The organism is Iodobacter arcticus (assembly GCF_042664895.1).
GTDB lineage: Bacteria > Pseudomonadota > Gammaproteobacteria > Burkholderiales > Chitinibacteraceae > Iodobacter > Iodobacter arcticus.
Window position 1 is genome coordinate 503 of the sequence record NZ_JBHTBQ010000039.1, and the last position, 20,257, is coordinate 20,759.

Below are 20,257 nucleotides of genomic sequence, written 5' to 3' on the forward strand. Positions count from 1 at the left end.
AATGCAAGCACTTGTTTCGCTTCCGAATCAAGCACTCACACTCATCGACTGTATTTTTTTAAAGATCATTCGCTGCGGCTAGAACACCGTGTTGCTGTGTGTGCTGCAGCGAGAGGCCGAAATATACGGACTGGGGCCGCCTCGGTCAACACCTTACTTGCAAGAAAACATACTAAATACGGTAAGTTATTGATTTACAAAAGATCGCCCAAACAGCTAGTGATGTAAATTATGCGACAGCGTCTTTGATTGCTTTGAGCGGTGTGTACTTTAAGGCTTTTTTAGCGGGGATTTGCACTGGCTCGCCCGTTCTTGGGTTGCGGCCAACACGTGCATCGCGGTGTTTGACTGCTAATTTGCCGATTCCTGGCAGAGTCACTTCACCGCCGCCCTTGAGCGTTGCGCCAGTCACATCACCCAGCGCTTCCAAAGTCGCTTCAACGGCCTTTTTAGAAATACCTGGCAATTCGTACTCAGCAACCCTTAGGACTGCCTCGATGAGTTCTCGCTTATTCATAGTGAAATTCCAGATATTGAAATATTTGAAGCACATTGTGCCAGCCCTTATTGCTCCATGTCTGTTTGAAATAGGCTGAATGTTTAATTATTAGGCCTCACTACAACACTCATCAGGCACAACGACAATTGCGATTTTACGTTATTACTGAAAAAATAAGCCAATGCCACATCGACTCAATCCCAACCTCATCCAAATTGCCGTGCTGCTTTTGCCGCCAGCACCACTGTTAAGCATCGCCAGCATCGATACGGTATTGGGCTTGGCAAATACCATCAGCGATGAAGCACTATATAAGTTGCAATATTATTCATTAGATGGAGCCGCCATTCCCTTGGCCACGGGTGGGCACTACCCTCAGCTGCCCGCCTTACTCGATAGCAAGGCTACTGATGTATTACTTATCGTTTCGCAGACACCGCCATTTGCGAACGATCCGCGCCTTGCTCTGCTCAAACCCTTACTAAATAGCGCCTCGATGATTGGGGCAATTGATTGTGGCGCATGGTGGCTAGCAGCCTGCGGCGTATTAGATCAGCACCGAGCCACATTACGCTGGCCTGAGCTGCGGGCGTTTGCAGCGACTTTTCCTCGCATAATTTGCACGCAGAATTTATATGAGTTTGATCGCAGCTATTTTAGCTGTGGCGCAGGCGTTGCAACCCTCGATGTGATGCTGGCCTTAGTGGCTAAACAGCAAAGCCTAGGCTTGGCGGAGCAGATTGCTGAATCTTTATGTATTGAACACTTACGCACGCCCGATACCCGCCAACGCACTTCGCATGCTTTGCAACTTGGGCAGCGCCAGCCCAAGCTCAGCGCCGTGCTGCAACTCATGGAAGCCAATTTAGAAGAGCCCATCAGCAGTGACGAGCTGGCGCAGCACGTTGATTTATCCCGCCGCCAATTAGAACGCCTGTTTAAGCAGCACTTAGACACCCTGCCCGCCCGCCACTATATGCAATTGCGTTTAGAACGGGCTCGCACCATGTTGCAACGCACCGGGATTTCTGTGGTGCAGATTGGCTTATCTTGTGGGTTTTCTTCCGGCGCACATTTTGCAACCGCCTACCGCGCCCACTTTGGCTTATCCCCCCGAGACGAGCGTGCAGCTTTCTCTAAGTAATGAACCTGCTGCTTTCCCTAGGCCCTAAAGGTGTAAAGCTATAGCTTTATGTCGCATTTATAGAAGATTGATTAACGACGCCCGCTCTACACTGGATGTACTTTATCCCGTTTGCAGGATCTGCCCATGTCTACCGTAAATCGCGCCACTTTTGATCAAGTTATGGTTCCCAACTACGCCCCTGCGCCGTTTATTCCGGTAAAAGGCTTGGCCTCACGTTTGTGGGATCAGGAAGGCCGCGAATATGTAGATTTCTCTAGCGGCATCGCCGTCACCAGCCTTGGGCATTTACACCCAGAGCTGACCGCCGTATTGCACGATCAAGCCGATCAACTTTGGCATTTATCTAATGGCTTTACCAACGAGCCAGCACTGCGCCTTGCGCAACGCTTGATTGATGCCACTTTTGCTGAGCGCGTGTTCTTTTGTAATTCTGGCGCAGAAGCCAATGAAGCCGCGCTGAAACTGGCCCGCCGTTATGCTGTGGATCATTTTTCTAGCGACAAAGATCAGATTATTGCCTGCACCCAATCCTTCCATGGCCGCACCCTGTTTACCGTGTCGGTAGGTGGTCAACCCAAATATGCAGAAGGCTTTGGCCCAACGCCAGGCAGTATCAGCCACGTACCATTTAATGATCTGGCCGCGATTGAAGCCATGATCAGCAACAAAACCTGCGCGGTGATTGTGGAGCCAGTGCAGGGCGAAGGCGGCGTCATCCCTGCCACGCAAGAATACCTAAATGCCCTGCGTGCCCTGTGCGACAAACACAATGCCCTGCTGATTTTTGATGAAGTGCAAATTGGTGTAGGCCGCTCCGGCTCGCTCTATGCTTATATGCACTATGGCGTAACACCCGACATCCTGACTTCGGCCAAAGCACTGGGCAACGGCCTGCCAATTGGCGCGATGCTGACCACGGCCAAGATTGCCAGCGCCTTTGTGGTTGGCACGCACGGCTCCACTTACGGCGGCAACCCACTGGTCACCGCCGTGGCCGACAAAGTGATCGAGCTGATTAATACGCCTGCCGTACTAGAAGGCGTAAAACACCGCAATAAGCTGTTTGTGGATGGCTTAAATAAGATCAATGCAAAACACGGTGTATTTAAAGAGATTCGTGGCAGCGGCTTATTGATTGGTGCCGAGCTAGCCCCGGTATTGCAAGGCCGCGCTAAAGATGTGGTGACACTTGGTGCAAAACACGGGGTAGTGCTGCTGATGGCTGGCCCAAATGTATTACGCTTGCTGCCGTCTTTAGTGATTTCAGAAGCGGATCTGGCAGAGGGTCTGCGCCGTTTGGAAGCGGTGATTGCTGAGCTGGTACCGGCGACTGTTGCGGCTTAAATTTAATAAAAACCTAAGATTTGTAGACACAAAGAACGGGGAGAAAGCGAAGAGCACAGAGAAAAGGGGCCAAAAACGTAGGGTGGGCAAGTTTTTATGCCCACGCGTCTACGCTCTATGTCTCACGGAACCCCGCCAGATTTTGCATGACATTGCGAAAACGGCGGGTTGCACCCGCCCTACAGTTTGCTTTATTTCTCCCCGTTCTCTGTGTACTTAGTGTTCTCTGTGTCTACAGAACTTTTTTACACCGTTCACCCTCGGATCGCCCCTATGCTTATCGTAAGACCAGGAAAACTGTCCGACCTTGATCAATTGGAGCGCATGGCGCGCTCTAAGGGGCCGATTTTGCATTCGCTGCCGGCGGATCGTACACGCCTGCAAGAGCTGATTTTGCGCTCGATTGATTCCCTGCAAAACGAGATCGACTACCCTGGCGAAGAAAGCTATTTATTTGTATTAGAAGAAAACGGCACTCTGTATGGATCGGCTAGCATCGTCGCACTTGCGGGGCAGCACGAGCCTTTCTACGCTTTTCGCAATGAAGTGGTGGTTCACGCCTCGCGCGAGCTACATGTGAATCATCGGATTCATGCCTTGGTGATGTCGCATGAGCTGACCAGCTGTACGCGACTGACTGGCTTTTATATCGAGCCAGAAAAAGCCGCTTATGCCGATTTACTCTCCCGTGCGCGGCTATTATTTATTGCCCAGCATCGCCAACGCTTTAGTAAAGATATTTTCTCTGTGCTGCCCGGCATTGCCGATGCAGATGGCAACTCGCCTTTTTGGGAAAGCGTGGGACGCAAGTTTACCCGCCGTGATTTTGCCGAAATGGAACGGGAATCAGGCGGACGCAGCCGTGGCTTTATTGCCGAAGTGATGCCGGTTGATCCGCTCTATGTGCCGCTGCTTTCAGAAGATGCCCAACGCGTGATGGGCGAGCCGCACGCCAGCGCTCGTCTGCCTTATCAATGCCATCTAGACGAAGGCTTTGAGCCTGATCGCTTTATCGATATTTTTGACGCTGGCCCCGTGCTCACCGCCACACTGGACGCCTGTTATTCGCTGCGCCACAGCGCTCTGCACCGCATTGCCTACGAATCTGATATCCACGGCACGGCCAGCTACTTGGTCTGTAATACCTCCAGCAGCGAATTTCGCTGTATTAAAATCCATTTGCCTAAGCAGCTAAGCCAAGAGATTTCCTTGCCGCCCGCCTTAGCCAGTGCATTAGAAGTTGGCCTTGGCAGCGAAGTGCGCTGTGTAAAATTGAATCACTCAGGGGCCGCATTATGAAAAATAGCCGCCTTTGCCTATGTAATTGCAATGGAGCCGCATCATGAAAATTGTGCGACTTTGTCAATTTAGCGATGTCGATAAGCTGGTCGAGCTGGCGCATAAAGCGGGCCCCGGCATGACCACGCTTAAACCCGATCCGGGCGCGCAGGCCGCCAGAATCGACCGCGTTCGCCGCACCTTGGAAGGCAGCGCTGCGCTAGCGGATCAAGGCTATCTATTCTTAATGGAAGAAACCGACACCGGCGAGATTGTCGGCGTGTGCGGCATTGAAACCGCAGTGGGGCTGGAGCAGCCGTTTTACACCTACCGTATCGATACCTCGGTATACGCCAGCCGCGAAATGAAGATCTGGAGCAAGATGGATAAGCTGACCATCTCGCACGATCTGACCGGCTACACCGAGCTTTGCTCGCTCTTTTTAGACCCGCTGCACCGCGTGAACTGTAATGGCGCGCTCTTGTCCAAATCTCGCTTTATGTTTTTGGCGCAATTTAGCGACCGTTTTGGCGAGCGCGTCTGCGCCGAAATGCGCGGGGTATTTGATGAGCACGGCGATTCACCCTTTTGGCGCGCACTGGGCAGCCATTTTTACCGCATCGATTTTCATGAAGCAGATCGTCTGGTGTCGCTCGGGCAAAAATCTTTTCTGGCCGAGCTAATGCCGCGTTTTCCGGTGTATATCGACTTTTTACCTGACGACGCCAAAGCCTGTATTGGGGCTACACACAAAGACACCACCCCTGCCCGTCATCTATTAGAAAGCGAAGGCTTACGCTTAGAGCGACACATCGATATCTTTGAAGCAGGCCCCGTGCTAGAAGCCCGTATCGACAGCCTGCGTGTGATGCGTGAAAGTGGGCTTTGTAATGTAGTGATCAGCGACACAAAAAAAGCACCATCGGCACCGCATCTCATCGCCACCAGCCAGTTAAAGAAATTTCGCACAGGGCTGATCTACACCGCACCAGAGCAAGGCCTGATTATGCTAACACCAGCAGAAGCCAAGGCATTGCAAGTAGGCACGGGAGATCAAGTCAGAATGATGGAAGCTTATCCACGGAGAGTGGTGTAGCACCAAAGATTGAAACCCAAATCTTGAACCACGGAGGAAAAGGAGAACACGGAGGGCCACGGAGGAAAACAAGTGACTTAACTAAATCAAACTTATCATTCCCGCTCTTGGAGATCCATTATTTACGCTGGATCCCCAATATAAAACACTCGGGGATGACGACAATGATCCCCTAGGGTTTCTCCGTGTAACTCCGTATTCTCCGTGCTCTCCGTGGTTCAAGACTTAGGTTTTGCTTTAGATTTTGAATCAACCAATATCTTAAAGGACAGCAACATGGCTCAACTGTTTATCAATGGCCAATGGCAAGATGGCACGGGTAGTGAATTGATTTCTACCAATCCGGCGAATAACGCCGTGGTTTGGCAGTGCAAGAGCGCTAGCAGCGACGATGTAAACCTCGCCATGCTTGCTGCCCGCAATGCTTTCCCAGCATGGAAACGCACCTCGCTGGAAGATCGAATCGCCATCGTGCGCCGCTTTGCTGAACTGCTTGGCGAGCATAAAGAAGGCCTTGCCCACGCTATTGGCTTTGAAACAGGTAAGCCATTGTGGGAATCGCGTCAGGAAGTGGCCGCGATGGTTGGCAAGATTGAGATTTCTATCCGCGCCCATGCAGAGCGCACGGGTGAGCGCAGCAGCGCCACACCGGATGGCAACGCAGTTTTGCGTCATCGCCCGCATGGCGTGGTGGCAGTGTACGGCCCTTATAACTTCCCTGGCCATTTGCCCAATGGCCATATTGTGCCTGCGCTGCTGGCGGGCAATTGCATTGTATTTAAGCCGTCCGAGCAAGCGCCGCTAGTAGCCGAAAAAACCGTGCAACTTTGGCAAGCCGCTGGCCTGCCTGCCGGTGTGATTGCGCTGCTGCAGGGCGAAAAAGAAACCGGCATTGCGCTGGCCAAACACGAAGATCTGAACGGCCTGCTGTTTACCGGTAGCTCGGGCACTGGCGTGGCGCTGCACAAGCAATTTGCTGGCCGCCCTGACTTTATGCTGGCTCTGGAAATGGGCGGCAATAATCCGCTGATTATTGCCCCAACCGAAGCGCTAGATGCGGCGGTACACCACACCATTCAATCGGCGTTTTTATCCGCGGGCCAACGCTGCACCTGCTCGCGCCGCATTCTGGTGCCCCACGGTGAATTTGGCGATCGCTTTCTGGCCCGCCTGATTGAAGTGGCTGGCAAGCTGTCTATCGGCCATTTTGACGCCGCCGAGCAGCCTTTTATGGGCTCAGTGATTTCCTTAACCGCCGCACGCCAGTTGATGACTGCACAAGACAAACTGATCGCCCTTGGTGCTGTGCCGCTACTCAAAATGCAACATGCCGACCCAAGCAACGCCTTTGTGACACCTGCGATTCTGGATGTGAGTAAGGTGGCTAATCTGCCAGACGAAGAATACTTTGGCCCGCTGACGCAAATCATTCGCTACAGCAATTTTGCCAAGGCGATAGAGATTGCCAACGACACGGCCTATGGCCTATCAGCAGGCCTCTTGGCCGATGACTCAGCGCTATGGGATGAGTTTAAAACCGAGATTGACGCTGGGGTCGTGAACTGGAACCGCCCAACCAACGGCGCATCGTCTGCCGCACCATTTGGCGGCACCGGCAAGTCCGGCAATCATCGCCCTAGCGCCTATTACGCGGCAGACTACTGCGCCACACCGATGGCATCTATCGAATCGGCCACGCTGGTGCTGCCCGCACAGCTATCACCGGGGATAAGCCTTTAAGGTTTAGCAAAAAATTGGCAGAGCTTTAGGCTCTGCCAATTTTTTTAAGTTTGCACACCGCATTGCTCCAACAGCCACTCCTTAAACACCTTCACCGGATAGGCATCGCGCTTGCTATTGGGGTGGACCAGATAGTAGGCGTTTCGGCTGGGCACGGGCCGATCAACGGCTACCACCAAGCGCCCGCTGGCTAGCTCGTCTTGTACTAAGAATAGCGGCAATACCGCCATACCCAGCCCTGCCAAAGCCGCCTGAATCACCATATAAAACTGCTCAAACCTTGGGCCTTTTACCGCATTAATACTAGATTCCCCCACCGCTTCAAACCAATTGGCCCATGCATCGGGGCGGGTGCTGTGCTGCAATAAGGTAAAGCCCAGCAAATCTGCGGGGCCTTTTAAGCTGCGGCCTGCCAGCAGGCTGGGGGCGCAAATCGGCACGGTCACTTCGTTCATTAAATGGTGGTATTCCACGCCGGGCCAAGAGGTATCGCCAAAGTGAATCGCCACATCGATTTCTTCTTTAGCAAAATCAAAAGGCTTTAAACGCGTCAGCAAGTTAAGCTGGATTTCTGGGTAGCGAGTAGTAAAGCTCCCCAACCTAGGCACTAACCAGCGCGAGCCAAAGGTGGGCAAGATGGCTAAATTGAGCGCACCGCTGGTGCCGCTATACGCCATCAAGGCCAGCGTGGCCGCCTCTGCTCTATCCAGCACATCCCGAATATCCCTCGCATAGGCTTCCCCCGCATCGGTCATAACTAAACGTTGCTTAATCCGATGAAAAAGCGCCCTGCCTAAGAATTCCTCTAGCAAACGGATCTGCCGGCTAACTGCACTTTGCGTAATGTTTAATTCTTCCGCAGCACGGGTAAAACTAAGCTGCCGTGCTGCTGCATCAAAACACTGTAAAGCAGCAAGAGAAGGAAGAATGCGTCGCATAGACTTCATAAGTTTTAGGAATGATGTAATAAGAATACATCGCTTGAAGCCAATCGCAAATCATCACAGACTGTGAAATGGAAAACTTTGAAAAAAGTGGATCACTTAAATACAAAATTTGCGGCTTGCTGCCCACTCATCAACTTAAGTGAAATGTTTTTCGTAGGGCGGGTGCAACCCGCCGAGCTTTGCTGAAACACGAAAAACGGCGGGTTGCACCCGCCCTACAAATACATGATTTAAAAATTTCATCCGTAAAAAACACCCTGACAGAACCATAAGGCGGGTGTAACCCGCGTATTTTCATAGCCATGCACAGCTTGCATACACACTCATAAAAGGTCTTGCCAAAATGGAACAGAATGTCTTTGCAACATCCCAGCTTGCTCAATTACTGATTCGTGTTGCGGGTGAGGAGAAAGCGCAGCAGCTCTTTGCCATGATTGAGGTTGACCCACACTTGCTGGGCGCGTCAGATTCCCGTGTAAGCCGTGGCTTGCTTGCCCAAGCGATGAATATGATGTTGTTTGCACAAAATTTAGCCGCGGTGCCTGAAGGTGCTCGTTATGTGGCAGAAAAACTAGCTGCGGGCGAAAAAGTGCTGTTTGATCATGGCGCGCTGCGCACGGTTGATGCGCCCCGCACCGGTGCTTTGCCGCATGGCGAGCTGGCGTTTAAACGTATTCTGGAGCCACTTGGTTTTGCGGTAGCCAATGTCTATCCGCTTAAAAAAATAAAAATGACTGGCCGTGCTTACTGTCATCTGGATTTACCCGAAGTGATTTCGCAATTTTTTGTTTCCGAGCTGCACGTTGAACAATTCTCAATGAATTTCCAAATTGCTGCCGAGCGCATCGTGCACAACTCGCGCGATCCGCTAAAGCCCGAGCATCTAAGCCTGCTGGCACAATTAAGCGAGCATCATTCGCTAAGTTTTGATGATGCCGTCACCCTCTTGCCAGCCTTGGTCGGCTGTTTTGATGTGCAGCATGAAGTGCCGCATTTAGTAGATTACGAAACACTGCTAGCAGAATCTGCCGAAATGGCGTGGATCAGCACCGAAGGCAATCGCTTTAACCACGCCACGGATCGTGTGCCGCATGTGATAGAGCTAGCCGATGAGCTACGCGCAAAAGGCTACCCGATTAAAGACAGCGTTGAGATTTCCGGCTCGGGCGCGGTGCGGCAAACCGCACTGAAAGCCGCCATGGTGCAGCGGATTTTCCTCGACGAAAAAAATCACCCCATCACCCGCACCGTACCCGGCTCTTTCTACGAATTTATCAGCCGCGACAAACTCCCAAATAGCGAAGCGCTAGATTTACGCTTTGATGCATCGAATGCGCAGGGGATTTTTAAAATGACGGCAGCGGCTGTGGCTTAGATTGAGTAAACCCAAACCTTAAACCACGGAGTTAAGGAAAACACGGAGTTTCACGGAGAAAACCAAATAAATAAAAGAATTCTCCGTGCTTCTCTGTGTTCTTCGTGGTTCAAGATGTGGGTTCTTAGTCTCTTAGGGTGGGCACGGTTTTGTGCCCACGCGTCAATGTTGCGATGTGGCATTGCACGGTGCGTAACGCCTCTGGCGTTTTGCACCCTATAAACCCAAATATCGACGCAGTTCGATTTTATAGGGTGTGCAAACGCTTTTCTTGCGCACCATTTTTTGCATGCTGCGCCATTGCACCATATTCAACGACCATGCGGCGTAATGCAGCCAAGCAAAAAACGCTTGGCTTTATTAGCGCCCTACGATAAAACTATACTTGTAAGCTATGGGCAAGCGCCTTAGCCACCCAACACCCTCTCACCAGCCAAGCTCTATGATCCCTCGCCTCTCTAAAACACCAGCACCACAGTCCCTCTATCTCGATTTTATCGCTGAGCTACGCTTGCGTGGTTTTGCGGGGGAGATCAGCAGCACGCTGGCGGATCGCACCGTTTTGGCGACGGATAATTCGATTTATCAGTTGTTGCCGCAAGCGGCGGTGTTTCCCAAGCATAACGATGATGTGATCCGCGTGGTGAAGCTAGCCAGCGAGGCGCGTTTTTGCAGCATCAAGCTTTACCCGCGCGGCGGCGGCACCGGGACCAATGGGCAGTCTTTGGGGGATGGCTTAGTTGTCGATCTCTCTAAAAATATGAATGCCATTTTGGAGATTAACGCCGAGCAGCGCTGGGCCAGAGTGCAGACTGGCGTGGTGAAAGATCAGCTCAACAAGGAGCTAGCCCAACACGGGCTGTTTTTTGCGCCCGAGTTATCCACGTCGAATCGAGCCACCATCGGCGGGATGATTAATACCGATGCCAGCGGGCAAGGCTCCTGCCTTTACGGCAAAACGCGCGATCATGTGCTGGAGCTGGATACCGTCTTACTGGATGGCACGCTTTGGCATTCGCAGCCTTTAAGCAGCGACGGGCTAGCAGCAGTCTGTGAGCAAGACGATCTGATTGCGCATGTGCACGGCCTGATCGCCCAAATCCATAAAGACCATAGCCAGCAAATTACGGCCACGTTTCCTAAGCTCAACCGCTGCCTGACCGGTTACGATTTGGCGCATATTTATAACGATAAAGGCCAGTTTGATCTGAACGCGATTTTATGCGGCTCGGAAGGCACGCTAGGGCTGATTGTTGAAGCCAAACTGAATGTGCTGCCGCTGCCTAAATACAGCGCGCTGATTAATATCCGCTATGCCAGCTTTGATGCAGCATTGCGCGATGCACCGCATTTAATGGCGCTGGGTGCGGCATCCATCGAAACGGTTGATTTCACCATTTTGCAGCTCGCCAAAGGCGATTTAATCTGGCACGGCATTCGTGAGTTTTTCCCCGAAGACGCAACGCCCACGCTGGGGATTAATTTACTGGAAGTCTTGAGCGAAACAGAAAGCCATCTCGCCGCGCAAATCGCCCATATCGAGCAGGGCTTGCAAGGCGAAGCGCGGCTTGGCTTTACCGTGGCGCGCGGCGATGCGGCGGTAAAGCGCATCTGGGGCATGCGTAAAAAATCAGTAGGTCTACTAGCGAATAGGGCCGGAAACGCCAAGCCGATTCCCTTTGTAGAAGACACCGCCGTACCGCCAGAAAATCTGGCCGATTACATCCACGATTTCAGGGCGCTACTCGATCAGCACGGCTTGTTTTATGGCATGTTTGGCCATGTGGACGCGGGAGTTTTGCATGTGCGGCCAGCAATTGATATGAAAGAACCGAACGCCCTTGCCATGTTGCGAGAGATCAGCGATGGCGTGGCGGCGCTCACACAAAAATATCATGGAGTACTCTGGGGCGAACATGGCAAGGGGCTGCGCAGCGAATATGCACCGGCTTTTTTTGGCAAGCTCTACCCCTGTTTGCAGCAGATTAAGCAGGTGTTTGATCCGCATAATCAGCTCAACCCCGGAAAAATCGCCAGCCCCGATGCGCTAATCAAAATTGACGAGCCACCAACGCGCGGCCAGTTTGACCGGCAAATCCCGATACATATCCGCAAAGATTACGATGGCGCGCTGCATTGCAATGGCAACGGCACGTGCTACAACTTCGACCCTGACGACGCGATGTGCCCATCGTGGAAAGCCACAAGAGAGCGCCGCCATTCACCCAAAGGCCGCGCCTCTTTAATGCGCGAATGGCTGCGGCAATTGGCGGAGCAAGGCGTTGACCCAACGTCAACGAAACCCGCCAATCTATTACGCCGCGCCGTTAATAGTCTGAACAAGCAAGGGGACTTTTCGAGCGAGGTGATGGAAGCCATGAACGGCTGCTTGGCATGTAAATCTTGCGCGGGGCAATGCCCGGTGAAGGTGGATATTCCTGATTTACGCTCTAAATTTATGTCGCTCTACTACGGTCGCTATCTGCGCCCCGCCAAAGATTATCTGGTCGCTAGCTTAGAAGCCACGCTGCCCGCGATGGCCAAAATGCCCAAGCTCTACAACGCGGCGATTAGCAATCCGCTGGCCCGCAATATCATGCAGCGGCTTAATCTAATCGAAAGCCCGCTGCTCACCGGCGTCAATCTGCAAGCCACTTTGCTGCAACGTGGCTTTGCAATGGCTGACGGCCAGCCCCATGCCAACGCAGTGATTATTGTGCAGGATGCTTTCACCAGTTATTTTGAAACGCAGCTGGTGCTGGATGTATTCGAGCTACTTAAAAAACTCGGCTTCACCCCGCTGCTTGCCCCATTTAAACCCAATGGCAAACCGCTGCATGTGCATGGATTTTTAGATCGCTTTAAGCAAGCGGCGACAGATAACAGCACCATGCTGCAAAAACTCGCCCAAAACGGCGTGCCTCTGGTGGGGATCGACCCTTCGATGACGCTGGCTTACCGCAGCGAATACGCCAAAACGCTGGCAAACCCGCCTAAAGTGGCGCTGCTGCAAGAATGGCTGGCAGAACAATTTGCCAAGCAAGCGCCCGCTCTAAAGCTAAAAACCTCAGCCTTTACGCTGATCCCGCATTGCAGCGAAAAAACCAATATCGCCAGCGCATTTAGCGATTGGGATAAGGTATTTACGGCACTGGGCGTCACGCTCACTACTCGGGCAGCAGGCTGTTGCGGCATGGCCGGCACATTTGGCCACGAGGCGGATCACAGAGCGCAATCAAAGCAAATTTACGCGCAAAGCTGGGCTAAAATCGTGGCAGAGCAAGGGGAAAACCTGCTGGCTACCGGCTACTCCTGCCGCTGTCAGGTTAAACTGATAGACAAAACCACCCTCCGCCACCCGGTGCAGGCTTTGCTGGCTTGCTTTTAAATATTTTAATAAAGATCAAAAAGATCTGTAGACACAGAGAACGGAGAGAACACAAAGCACACTGAGAAAACCTTAAGAAAATAGCCCCGGTATGTTTTTTCTCTGTGTTCTGCTTTTTAACTCTGTGTTCTCTGTGTCTACAGAGCTTGCCTTTATTGCTCATTACCAGGACCCCGCTATGCCACACACTCATCCTGTTCTTGCTGATTTCCTGAGTTTTACCTTACAAAACCATCCCATCGATATCGTCAAAGGCACGTTGGAAAGTGGGGTGCATTGGCATTATCTGGGCGAGGGCTTGCTGGAATTTGTGCCGCATCACGGCAGTGATCAGAGCTTGGTTTTGTCGGCGGGAATACACGGCAATGAGACTGCGCCGATTGAGCTGCTTAATGCCTTGGTTAAAGATTTGGCAAGTGGGCAACTGGCGCTAGGCGTGCGGCTGTTGGTTTTGCTGGGTAATGTCGCAGCGATGCGGGGTAGTGATCGCTATCTAGATGACGATCTCAACCGCTTATTTGATCACCGCCACACCCGCCTGCCGGAAAGCCGTGATGCGCAGCGTGCAGCGCAAATTGAAGCCGCGATGGCGCAGTTTTTTGCAGGAGCAAGTGGTGCGCGCTATCACCTTGATCTACACACCGCCATTCGCCCTTCCAGCTTTGCCCGCTTTGGCCTGCTGCCTTACCAAACCCGGCCTTATGACGCGCATTTGCTTAAATGGCTTGAGTGCTGTGATTTAGGTGCGCTGCTGATTAACCATGCCCCGGCAGGCACGTTTGCTTACCACTCCAGCCAGCACCACGGCGCGCAATCAGTGACGCTAGAGCTGGGCAAAGTGCAGCCCTTTGGGCAAAACCAGCTTGATAACTTTGCAGGCATCAATGCACTGATGCAAAGCATGGTCTCCGCCACCGAGCCAAGCTGGCCCGCCCAGCCCTATCAAGTATTTAAAGTGGTTGGCCAGCTAGAAAAACACAGCGAAGCCTTTAAGCTGCACCTACCGGATGATGTCGCCAACTTCACCGCCTGCCCACAAGGCACACTGATTGCATCTGACACCGGCTACGAATACAAAGTAAGCCACCTTGAAGAACGAGTCGTCTTCCCCAACCCCAAAGTAAAACCCGGCGTGCGGGCGGGATTGATGGTGGTGGAAGTGAAGGATTTTTGAAACATCCTTGAAACAGGGGAAAAACCTAAGGTCTGTAGACACAGAGTTTAAAAGCAGAACACTGAGAAAAACACCTAGAGTGTGTATACGTTTTTTCCCTAGGATAGGCATTAAGTTAAGTTTTCCTCATGGAGTAAATCGGCTTTTCATAGGGTGTACAACGACGTAGTCGTTGCGCACCAAAAAACGGTGCACAAGAAAAACGACTCGCACACCCTATGAAAATCAACTTTTTTACTATGTTTTTATCTTAACTTTATGCAAATAGAACAAGTATTTTTTCCCATACAACATTGCTAAATAGGGCAATAACTTTGCTTTTCTCTGTGTGCTGTTTTCCCCTCCGTGTTCTCTGTGTCTACAGATCTTCGCTTTAAAAACATCGCTTTTCGCTTACAATGCTCCCCTGTATTAAATAAAGGTTTACCTGTGTTTCCCATCAATACCGACATCCCGGACTATGGCGTTGATACGCATACGATTGAAAACTGGCAGTGGTTTCAGGCCGTTGGCCATTTGGTAGCAAGCGAGCTGGCGGCAAAACCGCGCGGTACGGTGGCGGTGTTGGCGGAGGAAGAGCGCGCTTACTGGCTGGCGTTGATTGAAGAGCAATACTATCTGGCCACCGCACCGATTATTGAAGGGGAGATTTACCTAGCCGCTGCAGCGCTGGCGCGAGATTTAGTGGGTGTCTGTGGCGATGAGCTGGCCTATATGCGCGGCGGATTGGCGAGCTGGCTGCTCAACCAGACCACGCTACAAGTTGAAGCGCGGCAGTTGCAATGCTGGCAAACGCTGCCCACTTATGCGGGATGGGATGATTAATAAAATCCAATCCTGCAACTTAAACATGTCATCCAATCCCCCCATTTTATTCAGGTCGATATGCTCTTAAAAAAACTCCCCTTCCATGTAGACGTGCTGATTATTGGCGGTGGCCCGATTGGCGCGTTGGTGGTGCAAAGACTGGCTGCGGCTGGCGTTGATGCCCTGCTTGTTGATGCAAAACCAAAGATTGAAGCCGATCCACGTGCGCTGGCCTTATCCTGGGCAAGCTTTGAAGCACTGGATAGAGTGGGATTATGGGGAGAAGAACTGACGGCCACGGCCATCACCCAAGTGCATATCTCGCAGCAAGGCACAATAGGCCGCACCGAGCTGTTAGCCAGCGAGCTGAGCCTGCCTGCTTTGGGCTTTGTGGTGGATTTTGACAAACTGGCCCGCCGCGCTTTTAGCACGCTCAGCGAAAGCCCAGCCAAAGTAGCGCTGGGCTATCGCGTCAGCCAAATCACACGACTGGCCCGCTTTGCCCAGATTAAAATCGATGGCCCCAATGGAGAGGAGCAGCTCACTGCCCGCCTTGTGGTGCTTGCCGATGGTGGCCAGCTGATTAGCCAGCTGGACGATATTATCCAGACCATCAAGCCTTACCAGCAGCACGCCATTCTCGCCAAACTCACGCCCACCGAGCCGCATGGCGGTATGGCGTACGAGCGCTTTGCTGACGACGCCACCTTGGCGCTCTTACCCAATGGCAAAGATTTCACCCTCGTCTGGCCGCAATCTCCCGAGCTTGCCAAGGCGCGCTTAGCCATGAGCGAAGATGATTTTATTCGCGAAGTCAGTAAGCGTTTTTCTGGCCGCATCGCAGGCTTTAGCAGCGTGGCATCTCGCGCCAGCTGGCCGCTGGCTTTAAAAACGCTCAATTCCGTCGTCGGCCGCCGCGTGGTCTTGATCGGCAATGCCGCACAAACACTGCACCCCGTGGCAGGCCAAGGCCTGAATCTCGGCCTGCGCGATGCCACCACGCTCGCCGAGCTGATTATCGCAAGCCGCCAAGATGAAATCGGCGAGCCGGAACAACTCGCCCGCTACGCTCGCCTCAGAAAAAAAGACGCGGGTCTTGTTACCCACTTTACCGACGGCCTCATCACCTACTTCGACCACCCCGGCCCCTTACTCAAACACGGCCGCAGCCTAGGCCTCATCGCCATGGACCAAATGGGCTGGCTAAGAAAAGGCTTTGCAGAGCGGATGGTGTTTGGGGCGAGATAATGCTCTTGTAGAGCATGATGTAGGACTTTGCTCGCATTCACGTCCCTGATTTAAACTGTAGGGCGGGTTTCACCCGCCCTACAAGTGCAAACTGTTTTCCGACTGCATTCCCGTAAACTCATCCTCCCCACCTAAAAACTTTCTCCCCCTCTCTGTAATATTCATTTAGCATTGTCCTTTTATTTCTCCAAGCTGATGCCATGCCTTCACTTCGCCGTTTGTTTCAATACGCTGGGCAATATCGTCGGGATGCTTTCTGGGCGAGTTTGTGCTCGGTGATCAATGTGTTTTTCGACATCCTGCCTGAGATATTGATTGGGATTGCGGTCGATGTGGTGGTGAATCGTGAGACTTCTTTTATCGCCACGCTGGGGGTCACAGATAGCTTTCACCAGCTGCTTTACTTGGGCGTAATCACGGTTTTTATTTGGGGAGGCGAGTCTTTATTCCAATATTTATACCAAATTCGCTGGCGTAATCTTGCGCAAAACTTGCAGCATGATCTGCGTTTAGACGCCTATCGCCATGTACAAAAACTGCCACTGTCTTACTTTGAAAACAAGAGCACAGGCAAGTTAATGTCGATCTTAAATGACGACATTAATCAGCTTGAGCGCTTTTTAAATGGCGGAGCCAATAGCATTATTCAGGTGCTCTGCTCCACGCTGATGTGCAGCGCGGTGTTTTTCTATATTGCACCGCAGCTGGCCCTGATTGCGCTCGCGCCTGTACCGCTGATTTTATTTGGCGCATTTTGGTTTCAGCGCCGCATTGCTCCCCGCTATGCCGCCGTGCGTGAAGCGGCCGGTGTGATTAGCGGGCGCTTAAATAATAATCTGCTGGGCATTGCTACTATCAAGGCTTTTACCGCCGAAAAATTTGAAGCGGCGCATATTTTTGACGCCAGCAATCATTACCGCCAAACCAATGCCGCAGCGATTCAACTCTCGTCGGCCATCATCCCCATCATCCGCATGGCGATTTTATCTGGCTTTGTGGTGACGCTGGTTTACGGTGGCTATTTGGCACTGCATGGGCAGATTGGCGTGGGCAGTTATTCGGTGCTGGTGTTTCTAACCCAACGCCTGCTTTGGCCACTGACTGGGCTGGCCGATATTGCCGATCTTTATCAGCGCTCGATGACGGCAATCGAAAGGGTACTTAATCTGCTCGATACCCCCGTACATATCCATTACGAGGGTAAGCCGCTCGGCCAGATCAAGGGTGCGCTTAGCTTTGAGCACATCCACTTTGCCTATGGCGAGCAGGCGGTGCTTAAAGATATTTCACTGCATATTGCCGCAGGGCAAACCGTGGCTTTTGTCGGCGCAACCGGCTCTGGTAAAAGCACGCTGCTTAAACTACTGCTGCGTTTTTACGATGCCAGCAGCGGCAGCATTAAAATCGACGGTATGGAAAGCACGGACATTGCCCTCACCGATCTGCGCCGCGCCATTGGCTATGTGGGGCAGGATGTGTTTTTAAGCGATGCCAGCATTGCACAAAATATTGCTTACGGCCAAAGCGATGTGGATATGACAGCCGTGATCGCCGCATCTCGCGCCGCCGAAGCGCATGGATTTATCGAGCGCCTGCCGCAAGGCTACGACACCCAAATTGGTGAGCGCGGGCAAAAATTATCCGGTGGGCAACGTCAACGCTTGGCGCTGGCAAGGGCGATCTTCAAAGACCCAAAAATCTTGGTATTGGACGAAGCCACCAGCGCGGTGGATAACGAAACCGAAGCCGCCATTCAAAGATCGCTGGATAAAATAGCTAGGGGCCGCACCACTCTGGTGGTAGCCCACCGCCTGTCTACCGTGCGCAATGCTCACTGCATTTATGTGATGGAACACGGAGAGATAATCGAAGCGGGCACACATGAGGTATTACTAGCAGAAAAAGGCAGCTACGCAGCCTTGTGGCGCTTGCAAACAGGCATCAGAGAGGCAGAAGCCCTGCTGACATAATCTCTGCCTGCATCATTTCAGAAAAACATCTACATAAAGGATGCTATAAACCAAAGTGCCAAATGATAAAAGCACAAGGGGGAAGATATGCGCGTACTTAGCCCGCTCTGGCTTACGACTATTTTATTTTCCACCCCGCTTTATGCTGAAACTGTGGTTATCAATGCAGAAGACGACTGGGCACCCTTCTCGTCTATGCGATCAGATAAGCAAGGCGTAGAAGGCCTTTCCCCTTCTCTGGTCAGCGCCGCCTTTAATAGCCAAGGCATCAATGTAAAATTTAATGCAGTGCCTTTTGCGCGCTGCCTTTATGAAGTAGAACGCGGTAAAGTGGTTGGCTGCTTTGATACATCCATGACTGAAAATAATAAAAATAAATTTATCTGGCACAAAACCCCTCTGTTTGAAGAAGGCCTGTCTATTTTTGCCTTAAGCGAATCTAGCGATAAAAATCTAACCGCTAAAGATTTAGAAGGCAAAACGATCAGCCTGACTCACGGCTACTCCTATCCTAATATCCTGATGGATAATAAGAAAATAATTAAAGATGAATCGCCGTTTGACGATACCCAGCTCAAGAAAATTCTGCTAAAAAGAGTGCAATACGGCGTAATCAACACCACGCCCGGCACTTTAATGATTAATACCAACCGTAATTACAAAGGAAAAATAAAAATAGTGGGTTTAATTGAAACCAGCGTTTTCTATTTGAACTTCTCAAAAACACATAAAGACGGCCAACGCATGGCCGATATTTTTGAAAAAGGAATGCAGGAAATTAAATCAAATGGCACTTACAAAAAAATAGAGCACGATTTCAAAGTAAAACATGGCCTGATCAACCTCCCCCCTAAATAGAAGTACATACCCTGTTTTAAACAAAAGCATTCAATACGTTCACATCAAACTACCCGCCAATCAAACCTTCTATAGCCACAGCTTAATACCCAGCTTGAAAACTACTCTGCGCCCAGCTTGTTGCAGCGCAACAAAAATCGCGATAAAAAAGTATTTGCAATTCAAAGCAGATGGCAGGTATATTATTGGACTCCATGTTTTATTATTGTTTAAAAAATATAAAAAAACTGCTAAAACAATAAACTATCTCTTAAATAAAATATACATAGCGGGGCAATAGCTGTGAAAGCAAAATTAAGCGATATCATTGATGCCATCGATTTTATGAGTGGTGATCCTAATCAAAGCTGCGAAGGATTTATTCACCTTGAAAGCGGCAACATTTATTTACGACCCAAATATTTAAATGCCATTGACGATATAGAAGCCCTACCCGATGATCTGGATAATGATGCGCTCTATCTACCTTTACCTACAAAAAACGATTTAGGCTTAGGTAGCCAATTACCAGTTTGTTTTGCCGAAGAATATGCGCCGGATTTTTATAATGAAGTACAAGCTATGTTTAGGCATAAAGGCGCTTTTGGCCGCTTTAAAGATTGGGCAGACCGGCATCAGTTACTCGCCGCATGGTATCGCTTTGAAAAAGAAAGTGGCGAAAAAGAAATCAAAGCATGGTGCCACGAGTACAAAATCAGCTTGATCGACTAAGGGCCCTTTGAGCAAAGGCTGTTGCCTATAAAAAAACCTAAGATCTGTAGACACAGAAGGCGGGGAGTTTAAAAGCAGAACACAGAGAAAGCCTAAAGGCCATAGATAAAAACTGGGGGCAGATCATCGTTAAAAACAAACAATTAACCGTGGCCTGTGCCCTGTTTCCCTCCAAAGCTCACTGCGCCCATTGCACTTTTGCACCACACCAGACTGCAGCAGCCAAAACCACATCCCAAGCACAGCAGCGAAGTTGATCGTGAAAACAATACCGCGCAATCTTACGTTTGCTGTGAATACCTGCACAAAACTATGCAAGAAGCGCCCTGCAATAAAGATCCACGCCAGCCAGATTTGAATCTGGTCGATAGCATGCAGCTACAGAAGCAGCAGGCACGCGGCATAAAAAAAGAGCGGCCACTCGAACTGATTGGACAAATTGGCACTCACCCGGCGCTCAATCTGTCCCCAAGGATTAGAGCCATCCGCTTGGCTGCCTAATCCCCAAACCGAAGGGGCACGTACAACAGTCAGCAACACATAGAGTAGCGCGGTTAATGCGACGTGCATTGCCATCGGATAGAGCAGGGAAATCGGCATAGTATTTAGTCTGACGCTAGTTGGGGTGGATAAAATAGCTCGCCACGTAATGACAACTTATCTAGCGATGTAGGG

General features: G+C 51.1%; 15 protein-coding genes and 1 pseudogene. 13 read left to right on the top strand and 3 right to left on the bottom strand.

Annotated elements, in window-relative coordinates:
* Positions 1-229: 229 nt before the first annotated feature.
* The gene (locus ACFQNF_RS17190) at positions 230-517 is read right to left on the bottom strand and encodes an HU family DNA-binding protein (protein ID WP_125971350.1); all 288 of its coding nucleotides are present in this window, start codon (positions 515-517) and stop codon (positions 230-232) included.
* 163 nt (positions 518-680) lie between these two features.
* On the opposite strand from ACFQNF_RS17190, the gene ACFQNF_RS17195 reads away from it, so the two are divergent.
* From ACFQNF_RS17195 to astD, 5 genes are all read left to right on the top strand, one after another.
* Complete coding sequence (locus tag ACFQNF_RS17195; protein WP_380189145.1) at positions 681-1,643, top strand: GlxA family transcriptional regulator; 963 nt, start codon at positions 681-683, stop codon at positions 1,641-1,643.
* A gap of 126 nt (positions 1,644-1,769) precedes the next feature.
* Positions 1,770-2,990, top strand: a complete 1,221-nt coding sequence (locus tag ACFQNF_RS17200; protein WP_380189146.1) for an aspartate aminotransferase family protein — start codon at positions 1,770-1,772, stop codon at positions 2,988-2,990.
* Between the two features lie 273 nt (positions 2,991-3,263).
* Entirely contained in the window at positions 3,264-4,289 is a 1,026-nt protein-coding gene (locus tag ACFQNF_RS17205) for an arginine N-succinyltransferase (RefSeq protein ID WP_380189147.1), read from the top strand.
* A gap of 43 nt (positions 4,290-4,332) precedes the next feature.
* Positions 4,333-5,364 (top strand): arginine N-succinyltransferase, encoded by a 1,032-nt coding sequence (gene astA, locus ACFQNF_RS17210; RefSeq protein ID WP_380189148.1) that lies wholly within the window; start codon positions 4,333-4,335, stop codon positions 5,362-5,364.
* 276 nt (positions 5,365-5,640) lie between these two features.
* A complete protein-coding gene (gene astD, locus ACFQNF_RS17215) occupies positions 5,641-7,104 on the top strand; it encodes a succinylglutamate-semialdehyde dehydrogenase (protein WP_380189149.1) in 1,464 nt (487 codons plus the stop codon).
* Between the two features lie 44 nt (positions 7,105-7,148).
* Here astD and gcvA read toward each other — a convergent pair whose 3' ends face one another.
* Positions 7,149-8,042 (bottom strand): transcriptional regulator GcvA, encoded by an 894-nt coding sequence (gene gcvA, locus ACFQNF_RS17220; RefSeq protein WP_380189150.1) that lies wholly within the window; start codon positions 8,040-8,042, stop codon positions 7,149-7,151.
* 352 nt (positions 8,043-8,394) lie between these two features.
* Here gcvA and ACFQNF_RS17225 point away from each other — a divergent pair, with 352 nt between their 5' ends.
* The 8 genes from ACFQNF_RS17225 to ACFQNF_RS17260 all read left to right on the top strand — a co-directional run bounded on the left by ACFQNF_RS17225 (position 8,395) and on the right by ACFQNF_RS17260 (position 19,582).
* Positions 8,395-9,426, top strand: a complete 1,032-nt coding sequence (locus ACFQNF_RS17225) for a DUF1338 domain-containing protein (protein ID WP_380189151.1) — start codon at positions 8,395-8,397, stop codon at positions 9,424-9,426.
* Positions 9,427-9,868: 442 nt separating this feature from the next.
* A complete protein-coding gene (gene ydiJ, locus ACFQNF_RS17230; protein ID WP_380189152.1) occupies positions 9,869-12,814 on the top strand; it encodes a D-2-hydroxyglutarate dehydrogenase YdiJ in 2,946 nt (981 codons plus the stop codon).
* 178 nt (positions 12,815-12,992) lie between these two features.
* Positions 12,993-13,988 (top strand): succinylglutamate desuccinylase, encoded by a 996-nt coding sequence (astE, locus tag ACFQNF_RS17235; RefSeq protein ID WP_380189153.1) that lies wholly within the window; start codon positions 12,993-12,995, stop codon positions 13,986-13,988.
* Positions 13,989-14,342: 354 nt separating this feature from the next.
* Positions 14,343-14,813 carry a hypothetical protein gene (locus ACFQNF_RS17240; RefSeq protein WP_380189154.1) on the top strand — a complete coding sequence of 157 codons (471 nt, stop codon included), beginning with the start codon at positions 14,343-14,345 and terminating at the stop codon, positions 14,811-14,813.
* Between the two features lie 60 nt (positions 14,814-14,873).
* Positions 14,874-16,043, top strand: coding sequence for an FAD-dependent monooxygenase (locus ACFQNF_RS17245; protein ID WP_380189155.1), 1,170 nt, complete (start codon positions 14,874-14,876; stop codon positions 16,041-16,043).
* A gap of 200 nt (positions 16,044-16,243) precedes the next feature.
* Positions 16,244-18,013, top strand: coding sequence for an ABC transporter ATP-binding protein (locus tag ACFQNF_RS17250; protein WP_380189156.1), 1,770 nt, complete (start codon positions 16,244-16,246; stop codon positions 18,011-18,013).
* Positions 18,014-18,100: 87 nt separating this feature from the next.
* Entirely contained in the window at positions 18,101-18,871 is a 771-nt protein-coding gene (locus tag ACFQNF_RS17255; protein ID WP_380189157.1) for a substrate-binding periplasmic protein, read from the top strand.
* Positions 18,872-19,153: 282 nt separating this feature from the next.
* Entirely contained in the window at positions 19,154-19,582 is a 429-nt protein-coding gene (locus ACFQNF_RS17260) for a hypothetical protein (RefSeq protein WP_380189158.1), read from the top strand.
* Positions 19,583-19,711: 129 nt separating this feature from the next.
* Here ACFQNF_RS17260 and ACFQNF_RS17265 read toward each other — a convergent pair.
* Positions 19,712-20,182, bottom strand: a pseudogene (locus ACFQNF_RS17265) (MAPEG family protein).
* Between the last annotated feature and the right edge of the window lie 75 nt (positions 20,183-20,257).